15 protein-coding genes are annotated in these 18,217 nt (G+C 41.6%); all 15 read left to right on the plus strand.

Going from position 1 to position 18,217, the window contains the following annotated elements; genetic code table 11:
- Positions 1 to 19 precede the first annotated feature (19 nt).
- The 15 genes from IYN84_RS00165 (at position 20) to ftsA (ending at position 18,169) form a co-directional block, all read left to right on the plus strand.
- On the plus strand, positions 20 to 1,759 hold the full coding sequence (locus tag IYN84_RS00165; RefSeq protein ID WP_196137155.1) for an ATP-binding protein: 1,740 nt from the start codon (positions 20 to 22) through the stop codon (positions 1,757 to 1,759).
- A 577-nt stretch (positions 1,760 to 2,336) separates the two neighbouring features.
- Positions 2,337 to 2,792, plus strand: a complete 456-nt coding sequence (mraZ, locus tag IYN84_RS00170; protein WP_196137156.1) for a division/cell wall cluster transcriptional repressor MraZ — start codon at positions 2,337 to 2,339, stop codon at positions 2,790 to 2,792.
- 3 nt (positions 2,793 to 2,795) lie between these two features.
- On the plus strand, positions 2,796 to 3,737 hold the full coding sequence (gene rsmH / locus IYN84_RS00175) for a 16S rRNA (cytosine(1402)-N(4))-methyltransferase RsmH (protein ID WP_196137157.1): 942 nt from the start codon (positions 2,796 to 2,798) through the stop codon (positions 3,735 to 3,737).
- Between the two features lie 51 nt (positions 3,738 to 3,788).
- Complete coding sequence (gene ftsL / locus IYN84_RS00180) at positions 3,789 to 4,127, plus strand: cell division protein FtsL (protein WP_196137158.1); 339 nt, start codon at positions 3,789 to 3,791, stop codon at positions 4,125 to 4,127.
- On the plus strand, positions 4,124 to 5,884 hold the full coding sequence (locus tag IYN84_RS00185; RefSeq protein ID WP_196137159.1) for a penicillin-binding protein 2: 1,761 nt from the start codon (positions 4,124 to 4,126) through the stop codon (positions 5,882 to 5,884). Before ftsL ends, IYN84_RS00185 begins: the two co-directional genes overlap by 4 nt.
- A complete protein-coding gene (locus tag IYN84_RS00190) occupies positions 5,877 to 7,403 on the plus strand; it encodes a UDP-N-acetylmuramoyl-L-alanyl-D-glutamate--2,6-diaminopimelate ligase (protein ID WP_196137160.1) in 1,527 nt (508 codons plus the stop codon). Before IYN84_RS00185 ends, IYN84_RS00190 begins: the two co-directional genes overlap by 8 nt.
- Positions 7,400 to 8,788 (plus strand): UDP-N-acetylmuramoyl-tripeptide--D-alanyl-D-alanine ligase, encoded by a 1,389-nt coding sequence (gene murF / locus IYN84_RS00195; RefSeq protein ID WP_196137161.1) that lies wholly within the window; start codon positions 7,400 to 7,402, stop codon positions 8,786 to 8,788. The genes IYN84_RS00190 and murF overlap by 4 nt, the downstream gene beginning before the upstream one ends.
- A 1-nt stretch (position 8,789) precedes the next feature.
- Positions 8,790 to 9,872 (plus strand): phospho-N-acetylmuramoyl-pentapeptide-transferase, encoded by a 1,083-nt coding sequence (mraY, locus tag IYN84_RS00200; protein WP_196137162.1) that lies wholly within the window; start codon positions 8,790 to 8,792, stop codon positions 9,870 to 9,872.
- Positions 9,873 to 9,950: 78 nt separating this feature from the next.
- Positions 9,951 to 11,297, plus strand: a complete 1,347-nt coding sequence (murD, locus tag IYN84_RS00205) for a UDP-N-acetylmuramoyl-L-alanine--D-glutamate ligase (protein WP_196137163.1) — start codon at positions 9,951 to 9,953, stop codon at positions 11,295 to 11,297.
- A complete protein-coding gene (gene ftsW / locus IYN84_RS00210) occupies positions 11,294 to 12,478 on the plus strand; it encodes a putative lipid II flippase FtsW (RefSeq protein WP_196137164.1) in 1,185 nt (394 codons plus the stop codon). Before murD ends, ftsW begins: the two co-directional genes overlap by 4 nt.
- Positions 12,475 to 13,608: an undecaprenyldiphospho-muramoylpentapeptide beta-N-acetylglucosaminyltransferase gene (murG, locus tag IYN84_RS00215; protein WP_196137165.1), complete on the plus strand. Its 1,134-nt coding sequence runs from the start codon at positions 12,475 to 12,477 to the stop codon at positions 13,606 to 13,608. The genes ftsW and murG overlap by 4 nt, the downstream gene beginning before the upstream one ends.
- Positions 13,605 to 15,068: a UDP-N-acetylmuramate--L-alanine ligase gene (gene murC, locus IYN84_RS00220; protein WP_196137166.1), complete on the plus strand. Its 1,464-nt coding sequence runs from the start codon at positions 13,605 to 13,607 to the stop codon at positions 15,066 to 15,068. Before murG ends, murC begins: the two co-directional genes overlap by 4 nt.
- 87 nt (positions 15,069 to 15,155) lie before the next feature.
- Positions 15,156 to 16,112 carry a D-alanine--D-alanine ligase gene (locus IYN84_RS00225; protein WP_196137167.1) on the plus strand — a complete coding sequence of 319 codons (957 nt, stop codon included), beginning with the start codon at positions 15,156 to 15,158 and terminating at the stop codon, positions 16,110 to 16,112.
- Positions 16,113 to 16,120: 8 nt separating this feature from the next.
- A complete protein-coding gene (locus IYN84_RS00230) occupies positions 16,121 to 16,906 on the plus strand; it encodes an FtsQ-type POTRA domain-containing protein (protein ID WP_196137168.1) in 786 nt (261 codons plus the stop codon).
- A gap of 30 nt (positions 16,907 to 16,936) precedes the next feature.
- Positions 16,937 to 18,169, plus strand: a complete 1,233-nt coding sequence (ftsA, locus tag IYN84_RS00235) for a cell division protein FtsA (RefSeq protein WP_196137169.1) — start codon at positions 16,937 to 16,939, stop codon at positions 18,167 to 18,169.
- Positions 18,170 to 18,217: the final 48 nt, after the last annotated feature.

Below are 18,217 nucleotides of genomic sequence, written 5' to 3' on the forward strand. Positions count from 1 at the left end.
AAGGTTGCAAGGAGTTGTAATGGTAGAGAAAAAACAAGAAAAATTTATTAGTATCAAGGATAAGCTGGTTTCACTAAATACGAAGTTGATCGCAGGAATTGTCTTTGTTTTACTATTAAGCACAGCCGTTCTCTTTTATCTGAGCATCGAAAAAGCTTTCGAGAAAATTCAACTTCGAATAGAGCAAAACCAACTACGAAAAGGCATGACTCTCATTCGCAATAACGCGATTGCGACCAAAGGGATGGCAGAGGACAATGCGTTTACAGCCGTCAGTGAACTTGTGACTAGCACCGTAATGCAAGATTCCGAAATTATTTATGGAGAGTTTATCAGTGTAGATGGTGATGTCTGGGTTGATTTTGTTGAGAAGCACGAAGGCAGTATCGATACCTATGCTCTTGAGCTTAAAAAAATTGAATTGCGAAAGTGGTCCGTAAAACAAACTAAAGCAGAGTACCATCTATTTGATGTGGCAGGACTTCAACTTGTAGAATTTGCGTCACCGGTTAAAAATGAGTTTGGTCGACTTGGTACTATTCGGTTTGGGTTTGACTCTAAAAGCACGCTTTCTGAAATTGATAATGAACGCAATAAATTTCTCTATCGCATTTATACGGGATTCATCGCTCTTCTAATGGTGGGATTAGGTGTTTTGTTTGTAGGCATGAGAAAGAGCATGGCTCAGGCATTGAGTATCACGTCCCCGTTAGAGGAACTAACTAATGCAGCAAAAATAATTGCCGGAGGAAACTATCAAACTAAAATTGAAATTTCTTCGAGTGATGAAATAGGTTTGCTGGCCGAAAATTTTGAGTCAATGCGTAAAGTGATAAAGGAATATACCGACGAACTCGAGAACAAAGTTAGAGAAAGAACTGCAATGCTAGAAGCTGCCCAGAAAGAAGCACTCGACAATGCACATCAAGCAGGGATGGCCGAGATGGCGACTGGAACCCTGCATAATGTTGGGAATGTTCTGAATAGCGTAGTTACATCTGCGACAATGGTTAGTCAGGGCGTTTCGTCTATGAGTCTTACAAAGTTAAATGACGCTAACGATCTGTTAAAACAACATCTTGCCAACCTGGAAGACTTTATCCTTAATAATCCTAAAGGGCCAATGCTATTGGAGTACTTTATTCAACTCGGGGATTCGCTGATTGAAGAAAGGGAGTTTGTCATTCAGCATCTTGTAAGGATGCAGGAAAAGCTGGATGTGATTGCTAATGCCATAGCCGCACAGCAAAGTTATGCAAGTGCTTCTATTGGGCATAGAGCAGAAATTGAGCTTGGAAAAGTGATTGATGATGTGTTGGCTATAAATGCCGGTGGAATTGCCAAACACAAAATACAGGTGAGTAAACAGCTCGAATATGAAGGCGTGTTGATGCTTGATAAAAATAAGGTCATGCAAGTTCTCGTTAACCTGATTACCAATGCTATCTACGCGATGAAAAGCAATCCACCTGAAATGCCCAGAACATTAACTATTAGGCTTTGGCACGATACTCAGGATGGCTGTATTATCCTGAGTGTTAAAGACTCCGGGTGTGGAGTGAAGGCGGAAGAGCAGAAGAAAATATTCAGTTATGGCTACACAACCAAGAAAGATGGGCATGGTTTTGGTCTGCATAGTAGCGCAAATTTTATGACCGAAATGGGCGGAAACCTGCAAATGGAAAGCAAAGGAGAAAATAAAGGTGCCTGCTTCATTCTCTCTTTTCCCGATAGTGCGCAAGCTATACTCAGACAGTAAGCTGGTTGTTGTTTAGCCAACTATGAGGTTAGATAAAGTTTGCTCCCTGTTAGAGGAGAGGCTCGCTTGTAATCTTTTCCAGAGATTTTTATATATCGTTGTTTTGCACTCTATTCCTTCATGAAGCCTCGTATTTAAATATTTCTTGTACAAGTTCTTCAAATTCCGGGTCCAGAATCCCTGCTTGTTCGAGCGCAGGAGGCCTATTTTGTGCTTCAGCACTCGATTTCGCTCAAAAATGGGTTTGGAGTTACCACAATTCGACACAACTTAAAGTATTACTTTAAGTTTGGTATATAACTTCCTGAAATAATGACTTATTCAAATAGCGACTAAAACCAGGTGCTTTTAAACTACTCTAAGTCTTTGTGAAATAAGCATTATTTCTGCTTTTTCGCACTTAATTTTCCTTGACAAAAGCAGGTTTCACTACCTATAGTGCATAGAAGTGGAGAAAAGTGTAGTTTTGTGCAATCTTGTGGTCTATCAAGTCCAACAGAGGTAATTTGTGGATACTTGGTAAGCACACAACCCGATCTGACTGATCATCAGATCGTCATTGCAGGATAAATATAAAGTGTTTCGTGGAGCCAATTCAATCAATCTAGACTCAAAAGGTCGTATAGCGATACCAGCAAAGTATCGCGGCGGCATCGTTGAGTCTTGTGAATCGCACATGATAATCACTTGCGACCCTTACGATAACTGTCTGTTGATTTTTACATTGGAACACTGGGAATCAACTGAAGCCGATCTACAATCTCTCTCCAACTCAAAACCTCTCCACAGACGCTTAAAGCGTATTATGTTGGCTCATGCAACGGAAGTTGATATGGATGCCAGTGGTCGCCTGCTTATCCCAGGTGTACTAAGGGAAAGAGCCAATTTAAATAAAGAAGTCATGCTTATAGGCCAGGGTAAAACGTTTCAGCTCTGGAATGAAGCAGAATGGAATCGATTGACTGAAGAGGATCTGGAAGTGCTTTCGAGCGACGAACTGGATTCTGACGAACTACCTGATCTCTACTACTAGGCTATGCAAACACAAAAAGAACATATTACTGTCTTACTCCACGAGGCAGTGGATGGCTTAAATATTAAGCCGGATGGAGTCTATGTCGACGGGACTTTTGGCCGCGGAGGCCACAGTCGACTGATATTGGAAAAGCTGGGGAAAGATGGGCGATTAATTGCTATCGATAGAGATCCCCAGGCTGCAGAGTCTGCAAAGCAGCTAAAGGACGAATTGGCAGGTGATGAAAGGTTTGAATTTTTTCACCAGAACTTTGCCACAATTGAACCGCTCTTAGCACAGAAAGGTTTGATAGGTTTGGTCGATGGGATACTACTTGACTTAGGAGTTTCTTCGCCCCAACTGGATCAAGCGGAAAGAGGGTTTAGTTTTATTAAGGAAGGACCGCTAGATATGAGGATGGATACTTCAAAAGGACAATCTGCTGCAGATTGGTTAGCAGTGGCCGAAGTAGAGGACATCCGTCGAGTATTGAAAGAGTTTGGTGAAGAGAAGTTTGCTACCCGGATCGCCAGAGCAATCGTAGAAAAGCGCCAAGAAGAAGTAATTACTTCAACTTTGCAGCTAGCAAAAATTATTGATGATGCTTGCCCTGTAAAGGATAAATTTAAGCATCCGGCGACAAGGAGCTTTCAAGCGATTCGAATATACATCAATGATGAACTTGGCGAGCTGGATAGAACATTAGAGGTCGCGCCGAGAGTCTTAGCCAAAGGAGGAAGGCTCTCGATAATAAGTTTTCACTCACTTGAAGATAGAAGAGTGAAGCGATTTATCAGACAGAAATCCAAAGGTGACGCTTTCCCAAAAGGGTTGCCGGTAATGGATAGTGAGCTTAACCGAGAATTAAAGAGTATTGGAAAAGCGATTAAAGCTAGCAAGACAGAAGTTGAGCTCAATCCAAGGTCGAGAAGTGCGGTTTTAAGAATAGCCGAAAAAATTTGAAGAATTTGATTTTCTCTTGTCTAGAAAAAATGAAAAGGAAGTAAACAAATAATGACAGCAAAGAAAGATAAAAAATCCGGAAGCCAGGCACCTTCATTATTGAAGGCGTTGGTGCAGGATATTTTTGTCCGTCATTTTTACGTGACTTTGCTAGCTATTTTGGTGGTTGCTTCCGGTATGCAATTAGCACATACCAGTCATGACTCCAGGCGGCTTACCGCAATGTTACAAGCAGAGAAGCAGGAGCAAAGAGATCTTCAAATTCAGTGGGACTCCTTGCGTCTTGAGCTTACTGCGCTATCTGAAGCGGCCCGAATTTCAACTAAAGCAAAAACAACATTGGGGATGAAGGAAGTCACAATACAGGATGAAAAGGTGATTTCATTATGAGTAAAGCTCGGCAATCAAATCAGGCCAGAAAACCAAATCGTGTGCCAACCGGTACAGGACGGTTTTTTGTCTTGATGTCATTGCTTTCTCTGGGATTCATCGCTGTCTTTGTGCGTGCGGCCTATTTGCAGGTAGATAAAGCAGAAGTACTCATTGGTAAGTCTGATTCTCGCAGTGTTCGCGACAAAAGTATTGTTACTCATCGCGGGCGAATTCTCGATAGAAATGGTGTGGAATTAGCGGTGAGTGTTCCGGTGAAGTCGGTATGGATGGATGTTACCGAGGTAATGAAAAGATCGCCAACTCTGGCTGAAAATGACTGGAACAAGTTGGCTCTGATAGCTAAGAAGTCAGCTAAAGAGTTTAAACAGTGGATTGTAAAAAGAAAAGGAAGACAATTTGTCTGGGTAGCCCGACATCTGGATCCAAGTACTTCTGCTGTTGTCAAAACTCTGGACTTGCCTGGCGTTTATCTGCGAGATGAATTTCGCAGATATTACCCTTCTGCCGAGATTACTGCGCATCTGGTTGGTTTTACCGATATCGATGACAAAGGCAGAGAAGGATTGGAGCGAGCCTATGATGACTACTTAAGCGGGAAGAACGGGAAAGAGAAAGTCAGGTTGGATTTGCAAAGGCGCGTCATTGAAAAACAGGAAGTGATTGAAGAGGCAGAAAAAGGAGAGGATCTGCAACTCAGTATTGATAGTCGAATTCAGGCTCTCGCATACAAAGCACTTAAAACAGCAGTATTGAAACATCGTGCCAAGTCGGGCTCATTGGTCATGCTTGATGTTAACACTGGTGAGGTCCTGGCTTTGATCAGTCAACCAGCGTACAACCCGAACAGGTTTGATTCGCGTAAGCCTAACGTCACCAGAAATTCGGCCTTTGTTGATAGCTTCGAACCAGGTTCTACAGCAAAACCATTTACCGTGGCGAGTGCTCTGGAAGCGGGGGTTGTTAAACCGGACACGGTAATTGATACCAGAAGAATTAAATATAATGGACACTGGGTGAAAGATATTGCTTACCACCGTTCTCTGGATGTAACTGGAATCTTACAAAAGTCGAGTAATGTGGGCGTTGCAAAGTTAGCCCATATGATGAGTGACGAGGAATTTTTATACAGCTTTCATCAGGTTGGTTTTGGTACAGATACTGGAAGTGGCTTTCCAGGAGAAAGTTCAGGGCTGTTTAACATTCGCGACAATTGGAGTGATGTTGAAAAAGCTGTACTGGCTTATGGATATGGATTCAGAGTAACCCCTGTGCAACTTGCTCAGGCATACGCCGTTTTGGGTGCTAAAGGAATAAAGCGTCCGCTGACGCTTGTGAAACAGAATTCAACTCCACAGGGTGAGAAAGTGCTCTCTAGCAGAGTCAGTCAACAAGTTATAAATATGATGGAAACAGTGGTCAGTGAAGAAGGGAGTGGTAAACGAGCCCAGGTCGACGGCTATCGAATTGCCGGTAAAACAGGCACTGCCCGTAAGGCAGAGAATGGCGGTTACGGGGATCAATATACTGTATTTTTTGCAGGAATCGCTCCAGTTAGCGATCCCAAAATTGCAATGGTAATTTTCGTTGATGAACCTCAAAGTGAGGATTACTACGGTGGCCAGGTAGCTGCACCTGTTTTTGCAAGAGTTGCTGCAGAGTCTTTAAGACTTCTTAACGTGAAGCCAGACCGAACGGAAGTTATTGCTAACCGCGAAGTAAAGAAGCAAGTTCGATTGGAGAAGGCCAATGGTTAATCCAATCTTAAAAGACATACTTGTGGATCTGGTTGATACTGATTTCAACGAGGAATATCTTTCACAACCTGTTGGCGAAATGAAACTTGATAGTAGAAAGATTACCAACGGTGATACTTTTATTGCTGTTAAAGGATTTGCAACTGACGGGCGACAGTTCATTGAGAAGGCATTCCAGCAGGGGGCGACTCTAGTCATTGCTGAAAGCCAGGATAATTTGGAGTTTTGCGAAAAACTGGCGTTAGCCAGTGAAGACTATTTAGAAAAAATAGTCTGGATAAATAATCTGAAAGGACAATTAAGCAAACTGGCTGCAAATTACTATCATAACCCGTCATATTCACTCAAAGTAATCGGGGTGACCGGTACTAACGGAAAAACCAGTTGTAGCTATCTTATTGCCAAAACCCTCCAACAACTGCATTTTGAGTGTTATTTACTTGGAACCTTGGGGGTTGGACAGACCAATCAACTACAGTCGACAGAAACAACGACCACGGATCCGATTACGATGCAGAGAGTATTAGCTGAAGCGCTAGATGCTGGAGCCCAGTTTGCATCAATGGAAATTTCGTCGCATGGAATTGATCAAGGAAGAGCTCAAGCTGTTAAGTTAAGAACAGCTGTATTTACTAACCTGACTCGAGATCACCTGGATTATCATGGAACAATGGAAAGTTATGGTGAAGCCAAACGAAAACTTTTTCTCCTGCCAGATTTGGAAAATGCTGTAATAAATATGGATGATAAATTTGGACGTAAGTTGGCTAAAGACGAAAGTATCGTTGCAACAAAGTGGTTAACAACAACTAAGTTGCCCACTTCGGGGTCAAATCTTAACCGTTGGATCTGGGCGGAAAATGTCGACTTTTCGCTAGCTGGAATTCAGGCCAAAATATATACCCCATGGGGAAGTGGAGAGTTGGAATCACCTCTGATTGGTGCATTCAATTTATCTAACTTACTCATGGTGATTGCGACTTTGGGAAGTATTTTAAAGGATGTGTATCCTGTTCTAAGTGCGCTGAAGAGAGTCAGATCTGCACCTGGAAGAATGGACAAAATTGGCGGTGAAGATACGCCGTTAGCAATAGTCGATTATGCGCATACGCCAGATGCACTGGAACAAACACTATTGGCAATTAGAGAGCATTGTGTAGGATTAATTTGGTGTGTATTTGGGTGCGGTGGCGATAGAGATTCCGGTAAAAGACCTCTAATGGCACGTATTGCTGAAAAGCTTGCTAATCGTGTTGTTGTTACTAATGACAATCCTCGTACAGAAAGTGTTGAGCAAATTAAGAACGATATTTTTACTGGTTTTAGAAAGCCCGAGAAAGCTGTTTTTATTGCGGACAGAGAAACCGCAATAAGAGAAACACTGGCAAAAGCTCAGGTTGGTGATGCCGTGCTCATTGCCGGAAAAGGTCATGAAGATTACCAAATTATTGGTAAAGAAAAATTTCATTTAAGTGATCTGGACATTGCTACGAAAGCAATTGAGGAGATGCGTTCATGATCCGGTCTTCTCTTTCTGAAATATCTAACGCTATTGGCGGCTCTTTGATCAAAGGTGACGCAATGGTAGAGCGAGTAGTAACCGATAGCCGAGCTTCTTGTGATGGCGGATTGTTTGTCGCGCTAAAAGGACCGCACTTTGACGCACATAACTTTCTGCCTCAGGTTGTTGAGCAGGGAGTCGAAGGCATTGTCGTTGAGCAAGAATCGATGCTGGATATTCCACAGATAATAGTGAAAGACAGCAGGCGAGCCTTGGGAGCAATTGCCAAATTCAATCGAGAGAAACTTGGCGCAAAAATAATTTCCGTTACCGGAAGCAGTGGTAAAACAACAGTAAAGGAAATGATCGCTTCTATCCTACAAAAAAAGGGTAAGGTTCTGGCGACAAGAGGAAACTTTAATAATGAAATTGGCGCGCCTATTACTTTGCTCGAGATGGATGAGACTCATGATTTCGGGGTTATTGAATTAGGTGCAAATCATGCGGGTGAAATTGCCTATACCGCATCAATAGCGCAACCACATGTAGCGATGATAAATAATGTTGCTGCCGCGCATCTGGAGGGATTTGGTGACCTTTATGGTGTTGCCAGGGCCAAGGGAGAAATCTACGGTGAATTATCTCCAGAAGGTTTTGCTGTAGTTAACCTTGATGACGATTTTGCCGAATACTGGTTAAAAAATATTTATTCCAATGTCATTACATACTCGCGAGAAAAAGAGGCTGATGTTACGGCTAGCAACATAGTCATGAATGAAGAGCAATGTGCGCAGTTTGAATTGGGATATCGAGGTGAAACTCAACAAGTCACCTTGTCTCTCGCTGGCGAGCATAATGTTCTTAATGCATTGGCTGCAGCAAGTTGTGTACTGGCGTTGGGTGGCTCACTCAAAGATATTGCTATTGGACTTGCGCAATCTCCGGTGGTTTCCGGTCGTTTGATGACTGAGTATTTGGAAAATGGCTGCCGTATCATCGATGACACTTACAATGCAAATCTTGACTCAATGAAGGCAGCAATTAAGTTTTTGTCCGCATTTAAAGGTCGCCGTGTATTGGTTATCGGTGATATGGCCGAACTTGGTGAGCTTGGTAGAGACTATCATGAAGAAATTGGACTGTTTGCAAAAGAACAAGGTATAGATGTTTTATATAGCTGTGGAGTACTCACTCGATTTTCACAATCTGCATTTAGTGGGGAAGGTCAACACTTTTCGCACCAGATAAAATTAATAGAAGAACTAAAAAAAGAAGCGAAAGAAAATGTGACCATTCTGGTAAAAGGGTCACGTAGCGCGCATATGGAGAATGTGATATCTGCCTTAATGGATGACTCTGATAAACAGACTGGCGTGATCGCTTCCTCACAGGGGGAACAATAAAATGTTGCTTTGGCTTTCAGAGTATTTGCAGCAGTACTATTCGGGATTTAATCTTTTTGGTTATCTGACATTAAGAGGTATTTTAGGCGTGCTAACCGCGCTCATGATTTCTCTTTTGCTAGGACCATTTATGATCCGAAAGTTAAGTGGAAAACAAATTGGTCAAACCGTTCGAGATGATGGTCCTCAAACTCATTTGAGTAAAGCTGGGACACCCACAATGGGGGGAGCCTTAATATTGATAGCAATTTCAGTTTCAACATTATTGTGGGGAGATCTTGAAAATCGCTATGTTTGGGTTGTCCTGTTAACAACTCTAGGGTTTGGCCTGGTAGGGTTTATCGATGATTATCGAAAGTTAGTCTACAAGGATCCTAAAGGTCTTGCATCTCGTTGGAAATATTTCTGGCAATCAGTAGTCGGAATAGTTGCGGCGATTTATTTGTACCAAAGTGCGCAATTGGAAGCGGAAACAATACTTATTATTCCATTCTTCAAAAATGTGGCAATTAATTTGGGAGCGATGTATATCTTGCTTGCTTATTTTGTCATTGTTGGAACCAGCAACGCTGTCAATTTAACAGATGGTTTAGATGGATTGGCGATATTGCCGAGTGTTCTGGTAGCTGGCGCGTTAGGCATTTTTGCTTATGTTACTGGGAATATAAATTTTTCCAATTACTTGTCTATTCCTTACATACCCGGAAGTGGTGAGTTAATCATATTTTGCGGCGCCTTATGTGGGGCCGGATTAGGTTTTCTATGGTTTAACACATATCCCGCGCAGGTATTTATGGGAGATGTAGGTTCTTTAGGGCTGGGAGCCGCGCTCGGTACAGTCGCAGTGATAGTCCGGCAGGAGCTAGTTCTATTTATCATGGGGGGAATTTTCGTAATGGAAACGATATCTGTGATTCTGCAAGTAGCAAGCTTTAAATTGACCGGGAGAAGAATATTTAATATGGCGCCGCTTCATCATCACTATGAACTAAAAGGATGGCCAGAGCCGAGAGTCATTGTTCGATTTTGGATTATTTCAGTTGTATTAGTGTTAGTTGGTTTGGCGACATTAAAAATACGATGATTGAAAATAAGAAGCTATTCCCAAAATTAGGTTGTTGGAAAGAGTAAAGAAAATATTATTAGCAGGATTTATTGTTAAATGATTATGCAGCAAGAGAAAATTATTTGTGTATTCGGTCTTGGTAAGACCGGACTCTCTGCTGCTCGTTATTTGCAGCGAATAGGACAACCATTCTTTGTTGTAGATACGCGTCAAGCACCTGATGGTACTGACGAGCTTTTAGCAATGGATTGTTGTAAACAAGTTTATTTGGGAGATATCGAGCAAGATACGCTCAACATTGCTGAAAAAATTATCTTGAGTCCTGGAGTTGATCCAAGAATATCATGGATAAAAAATGCGGTTGAAGCCGGTGTGGAAATTGTCGGCGATATTGAACTCTTCGCGAGAAGTTCTAGTGCAAAAATCATTGCCATTACGGGGTCAAATGGAAAAAGTACGGTAACAGATTTAACGTTTCAACTACTTAAAGCTGCAGGAAAAGAGGCTGCAATAGGTGGTAACTTTGGAAAACCAGTTCTTGATTATTTGCCTCAGGATGAGGCGGAAATTTACGTACTTGAATTATCTAGTTTTCAACTTGATTCCACTTCTTCTCTTAATGCTGAGGTAGCAACCATTCTCAATATTACGGAAGATCATATGGATCGGTATGGCAACTTCGATGAATACGCTAGTTCCAAATTATCAATCTATGAAGGTGCCAGAAGTAAATTGGTAAATCTGGACGATCCATTAACGATACCTAAGAGTGAAAAAGACTTCGTTGGTTTTAGTCTGGAAAATCAAGAATGTAAATATCATTTAGATAAAAATGACTTTCTCGTTTGTGAAAACACGAAGATCATTAATGTGAATGAGTTGAATGTAACTGGTCGACATAACTGGGCGAATGCGTTGGCTAGCCTGGCGATATTGAATGAACTAAATATCGCGATTACGCCAGAAATCATTACTGCTCTCAAATCTTACCGAGGATTAAAGCATCGCTTTGAATTGATCAAGCGTACGCCCAAAGTGGACTGGATTAATGATTCTAAAGCGACAAATGTCGGTTCAACAGAGGCTGCTCTTAACAGTATTGATAGAGATTTTTATCAGTGCGTTGTTCTTATTGCCGGTGGAGTCGCCAAAGGTGCTGATCTTTCTCCTCTTAGAAAGCCTTTGAAGATGAAGGTCGACCATGTATTGGCACTTGGAAAAGACAGGGAACTAATAGCCGATCTGGTTTCTGCGGATATTGTCACTTTTGTTGACTCTATGAGGCTAGCTGTAGAAAAAGCTCAAGGTTATATTTCAGCCAACTGCGGTGATGATAAAAAGGGGCTAGTTCTTTTGTCTCCAGCATGTGCAAGTTTGGATATGTATCCGAATTTCGAAGCCCGCGGTGAAGAATTTGTAAATGCGGTGGAGGCGAGTCAATGAGTCAGACGCTAAACCTGCCGCAAGAGTATGATGAATGGTATGACAAAATTTTGGTCGCCGCCATTCTGCTGTTAATTGCTGTCGGTATGATAATGGTTACTTCTAGTTCGCTCTACCATGCGCAAAATAGTCTGAATGGAAGAACAGATTTTTTTGTTATTCGGCATATGATTTTTCTGAGCGTAACGCTAGTTGCAGTGATGTTGGTTATGAGTCAGCCGATTATTCGCTGGCAAAAATATGGACCTTACCTGCTGGTATTGGGAATTCTATTGTTGGTGATGGTTCTCTTTGTGGGACGAACCGTAAATGGAAGTAAAAGGTGGTTGGCTCTTGGCCCATTCACTTTTCAGGTTTCTGAAGCCATAAAGCTTTTCGTTGTTGTATATATTGCAGGATATCTAGTGAGGAGAACAGATGAACTCCAAACGCAGATCAAAGGATTTATTAAGCCTTTAATTGTACTCGCATTGATTACAGGGTTGCTGCTATTAGAACCTGACTTTGGCGCATCTGTTGTCATACTTGCAACCTCTCTTGCAATGCTGTTTTTAGGCGGCGCTAGACTTTGGCAGTTTATTGGATTAACTGGCGCGGTCGCGGGGATACTGGGAATAATAGCGTTTAGTCAGCCATACAGAATTAAGCGACTTACAGCTTTCCTTGATCCTTGGTCAGATCCATTTGGTAGCGGTTATCAATTGACTCAATCTCTGATTGCCTTTGGGCGAGGAAGTATCACAGGTGAAGGCCTTGGAAATGGATTACAAAAGCTATCTTACTTGCCGGAAGCGCATACTGATTTTATTTTCGCAGTTCTTGCAGAAGAGTTTGGTTTAATCGGCGTTTTTTGTGTGATGGGACTTTTCTTTGTGTTTTTCTCCCGCACTATGAAAATTGGTCGAGCTGCCCTTATGCAACAACGTCCGTTTGCGGGTTATTTGGCATACGGAGTAGGTTTTTGGATTACGTTTCAAGCTTTGATCAATATGGGAGTAACAAGTGGAGCGTTACCGACTAAAGGACTGACATTACCTTTTATTAGTTATGGCAACAATAGCTTGATTATCTGCGGAGTTGCTGTGGCAATTGTTTTGCGGATCGATTATGAAACAAGGCTGATTGAAAAGGGAATGATGGAGTTAAGCGAAGCTGAAATTGAAGAAGGAGTTAAGTCATGAATGAAGTGACTACTCCTGCCATTCAGAGTAGAGCTGTAATAATGGCCGGTGGAACTGGTGGTCATATTTTTCCTGGTATTGCAGTCGCTAAGGCTCTTCAAAAAAATGGTTGGCAAGTAAGCTGGATTGGTTCTGTTGGGGGAATGGAAGAGCTGCTTGTATCTAATACTCAGATTCCGATTGATTTGATCGGTGTAAAGGGGGTTAGAGGAAAGGGAATTTTGGACTGGATCAAGTTTCCTTTTTCATTGGCAAAAGCAGTATTAGAAGCTCGCCAAATTATTAAAAAACGTCAACCCAATGTTGTCCTAGGGTTTGGAGGCTTTGTTGCTGGTCCGGGAGGTCTCGCTACTCAACTGTTATCAACACCGCTAGTGATACATGAGCAAAATGCGATTGCGGGAATGACAAATAGGGTTTTAGGAATATTTGCTGAGAGAATATTTGAAGGATTTTCGGGTACTTTTAAAAATACAGATAAAGTGAGCTTTGTAGGCAATCCTATTCGACAGGAAATATTAACTTTAAGTGCACATCCTATTTCTGAAAAAGAATCAAATAGTCAAGGTGCTACTAATGTTCTGGTTATAGGGGGAAGTCGTGGAGCCCTGGCTTTGAATAAATATTTACCTGGTATTTTCGCTGAATTGTCAAAAAGTAAAGCGCTGAATATTGAACATCAAACCGGAAAAGGTAGATTGGAAGAAACGCAACAGTTTTACGAGAAAGCTCAGTTCTTTGAGTTACAAAATAGTAAGCTGAAGTTAACTGAGTTTATCGACGATATGGCGTCTTCATTTGCTCGAGCAGATATTGTTATATGTCGGGCAGGAGCATCGACAGTTGCGGAAATCGCTGCTGCAGGAAAATGCGCTATTTTTATTCCATACCCGTATGCAGTAGATGATCACCAAACAAAGAATGCTCAATGGCTTGAAAAGGATAATGCTGCAATTTGCTTTGATGAAAGTGCACTAAAAGGAGAAGTAATTATTGAACGTTTAAAACGGCTAATAGATTCTCGACATGAAATGAATCAGATAGCTCAGTGTGCGGCTAGAAAAGCTAAGCTCGATGCGGCGGAAAATATTGCAGATTATTGTGAAAAATTTAGGAAAAAAGCGGCATGATGAAATTTGACAAAACTATTCCTAACAATCTGGTTATGGATATTCCTGAAATGCGCCGTATTCGTAATATCCACTTCATTGGTATTGGTGGGGCTGGAATGTGCGGTATCGCGGAGGTTCTTATAAATCAGGGATATTCAATTTCTGGGTCTGATCCTGCAAATAATCAGGTTACTCGCCGACTTGAATCATTAGGCGCAGAAATTTTTCATAGCCACAACGCAAATAATATATTAGGCGCAGATGTAATTGTTGTTAGTACTGCAATACCACATGACAATCCAGAAATTGAGGCGGCAAAAGATAGGCGTATTCCGATTGTACCAAGGGCTGAAATGTTAGCCGAATTGATGCGTTTTCGTCACGGTGTAGCTGTGGCTGGAACGCACGGAAAAACAACGACTACTAGCTTGCTTGCCACAATGTTTGCTGATGCCGGGTTAGATCCAACTTTTGTAATTGGCGGATTACTAAATCGACTGGGTGCAAATGCAAGATTAGGAAAAAGCCGCTATTTTATCGCTGAAGCGGATGAAAGTGATGCATCATTTTTGCATCTTCAACCCATGGTTTCGATTGTGACCAATATCGATATGGATCACATGGATACTTATGATGGAGACTACGAAAATGTTAAACAAACTTTTGTCGATTTCTTGCATAACATGCCTTTCTACGGTTTGGCTGTTTTGTGTATTGATGACGAAGGAGTTAAGGACATAATTCCTTCTTTGATGCGTCCATATGTTACTTATGGTTTTAGCGAAGACGCTGACTATAAGGCTGTAGAATTCAGACAGCAAGGCGGAGTTAGTCATTATAAAATCAAGCGAAAAGGAAAGCCTGGTTTACTGGAAATAAATTTGAATATGCCTGGTAGGCACAATGTACTCAACTCACTAGCCGCTTTCGCAGTTGCCAATGAAGATGGCGTGAAAGCTAAGGCGCTAGTTGAGTCGTTGGAAAATTTCAGTGGTATCGGCCGACGTTTCCAATTTTGCGGAAAGTTTAAGACTAAAGTTGGAGAATTAGAGTTAATCGATGATTATGGACATCATCCAACAGAAGTCGCTGCAACAATTAATGCTGTTAGAGAAGGTTGGGGGGAACGCCGGCTAGTAATGGTGTTTCAGCCTCATCGATATACTCGAACTCGCGACTTATTTGATGATTTTGCTTCGGTGCTCTCTAAGGTCGATGTACTGATTATGCTAGATGTCTATGCCGCAGGAGAGTCGCCAATTGCAGGGGCTGATAGTCGCGCTCTTTGTCGCTCTATTCGTCAGCGAAGTAAGTTGGATCCTATTTTTGTAGAGAATCAACAAGAGTTGAAGACGACACTGGCAAACATAGCGGCTGATGGAGATCTAATCGTCACTCAAGGTGCAGGAAATGTTGGCGCAATAGCTAAAGAGTGGGCGGAAGATAAAATGGTGTTTATCGACAAAAATACTGACTAGTTGTCGTGTTAGTTTTGTTGGAAATGAGTTATTAGAAGTATTGCACAATATTTTTACGATTGGTGAAGTGGGAAGCAGGCACAGAAAATGAATTTTGAAATCAGTCGAAAGCCTCAAGAGTATGGAAAAGTCGCTGTTCTTTTAGGTGGAAATTCTGCGGAAAGAGATATTTCATTGATGTCTGGTGAGGCGATCTTTTCTGCATTGATTAAGAGTGGAGTAGATGCTGTAAAAGTTGACCCCAAGGATGGATTAATAAATCAGCTGATTGACAAAAGTATCGAGCGGGTTTTTATCGCTCTACATGGACGGGAAGGTGAAGATGGTGTTGTTCAAGGATGTTTGCAGTCGATGGGAATTCCGTACACAGGTTCTAATGTAGTTAGCGCAGCAATGTCTATGGACAAATTAATAAGCAAGCGATTATGGAAACAGATGGGGATTCCGACTGCTCATTTTTCTTCAGTGGAAAAAGGACAAAAGTTTACCGAAATAGAAGCTCGGCGATTATTCGCCAAACTGGGCCCCGTACTTTTTGTTAAGCCTGTTAAAGAAGGTTCTAGTGTCGGCATGTCAAAAGTTTCTGACGAAAAAAGTCTGGTTGAAGGTGTTAGACTCGCACACCAATATGACAATCAGGCCCTGGTTGAGACTTTTACAAGTGGCAAAGAATACACTGTTTCTATTTTAAGAGGAAAAGCCTTGCCGAGTATAAGTATGGAGACTCCAAGAGACTTTTATGACTACGAAGCCAAGTATCAGTCAAACCAGACAAAATACTTTTGCCCAAGTGGCTTGAGCGATGACGATGAAACAGTTTTACAAAGATTAGCGCTTAAAGCATTTGGGGCACTTGGATGTAGTGGATGGGGAAGAGTTGACTTTATTCGCGATGGAGAATTTGGAGAGTTCCTGATATTGGAAGCCAATACCGTTCCAGGAATGACAATGACTTCATTAGTACCCAAAGCTGCGAAAGCTGTAGGGTTAGGTTTTGAACAGTTGGTTTTGAATATTCTTGAAACCAGTTTTGATGTGAGATAGCAAATATCGTGGCTAGAAAAAAAATGGCGATTAAGAAGCAACAGCGGAAATTTAGTTTTGAATTTCCGCGTGCGAGCAAAGCCGTTTTTAGAAGTACCGGCTTGTTAGCTTTTTTTGCACTCATTTTTGCTACTTTTTACTATTCAAGTCGTTGGTATCAAACCGCGTGGCCAATAGATAAAGTAGCATTTCAGCATCAACCGGTTTATCTGGATAAAAAGGATATTTTGAAGCTTATCGATAACCAGTCTCCTCGTGGAATGTGGGCAATTGATATTGAAGAGCTTCAGGATCTTGTTGTGGAATTGCCCTGGGTAAGAAGTGTTGAGATAAGAAAAATATGGCCAGATCAGTTGAGCCTAAACATTATAGAGCATCAACCTGTGGCCAGGTTTGATTCGCTGGTATTGACTCAGTCAAATACCTTGATAAATGTAAATGAAAATATTCAAAAATTTAAGGGCTTGCCTGAAATAAAGGTAGCCGAAAGAGAAGAGCTGAGTACGGCCATTTATGCAGACATTTGGCAAGAGTATAAACAGCTTCGTTTAAACTTTGAGCTAATCGAGTTGGAGTTATATACCTTGCACGTGGATACGATTAATAACTGGAAATTGACATTTACGAATGGACTTGAGATCAACTTAGGAAGAAAAGATCACCTTTCCAGAGTAGAACGATTGGTCAATGTTTATTCTTCAGTAAAGCCGAAGAATAAACTAGCGAGAATAGATTTACGATATAACAATGGCTTTGCCGTTGAATGGAAAAAAGAAGCAGAACAAGAAGGTTGATCCTTAATATAAGGAAAGTGAGCCAAAAATATGTCTAAGACATCAGATAAAAAATTGATTGTAGGGTTGGATATAGGAACTTCCAAAGTAGTTGCTATTGTCGGTGAAATTAGTGCGGAAGGAACTACCGACATAATCGGTATTGGTAGCCATCCTTCTACGGGATTAAAAAAGGGCGTTGTCGTTAATATTGAGTCGACTGTGCAGTCCATTCAAAGAGCTGTTGAAGAAGCTGAGCTAATGGCGGGATGTCAAATTCATTCTGTTTACGCCGGAATTGCAGGTAGCCACATTCGAAGCTTGAACTCGCATGGAATTGTTGCGATTAGAGACAGCGAAGTAAATGCGGGGGATGTTGAACGCGTTATTGATGCAGCGAAAGCTGTCGCAATTCCTGCTGATCAACGAATTTTGCACATACTACCGCAAGAGTTTGTTATTGATAATCAGGAAGGAATTAGAGAGCCGATAGGTATGTCGGGCGTACGATTAGAGGCCAAGGTTCATATGGTGACTGGTGCAGTTAGTGCCGCGCAAAATATTGTCAAATGTATTCGACGTTGTGGCCTGGAAGTAGACGATATTATTCTGGAGCAACTAGCGTCTTCTTATTCTGTTCTTACTGATGATGAAAAGGAGTTAGGTGTTTGTATTGTTGATATCGGCGGAGGGACTACAGATATTGCAATATTTACTGAAGGCGCAATTCGACATACTGCAGTGATTCCTATTGCTGGAGATCAGGTTACCAATGATATTGCTGTCGCCTTACGCACGCCCACGCAGCATGCTGAAGAAATTAAAATCAAATATGCGTGTGCTTTGAGACAATTAACTTCATTGGAGGATACGATTGAAGTTCCTGGAGTAGGCGATCGAGAAGCGAAAAAAATGTCGAGACAAACTCTGGCTGAAGTTGTTGAGCCACGCTATGAGGAACTATTCACTTTGATTCAGGCTGAACTGCGTCGAAGTGGCTTTGAAGAAATAATACCTGCCGGCATAGTGCTGACCGGAGGTTCATCAAAAATGGAAGGTTTAATTGAGTTAGCTGAGGAAGTTTTTCATATGCCTGTTCGTTTGGGCGTACCTCAAGGAGTTCAAGGATTGGTTGATGTTGTCAGGAATCCGATTCATGCAACTGGCGTTGGTCTGCTGCTTTATGGCCAACAGCAAAATGAATCCAAGAATTACTATGAAGAATCCGAAGGCGGATTTGGAAGAATGTTGAAAAAGATGAAGCAGTGGTTTAGCGGATTCTAATGTTGGAATTGCTCCGACAAAAAATTTTATGAAGTTTTTATTTATTTT

Source organism: Aliikangiella sp. G2MR2-5 (genome assembly GCF_015687155.1).
GTDB lineage: Bacteria > Pseudomonadota > Gammaproteobacteria > Enterobacterales > Kangiellaceae > Aliikangiella.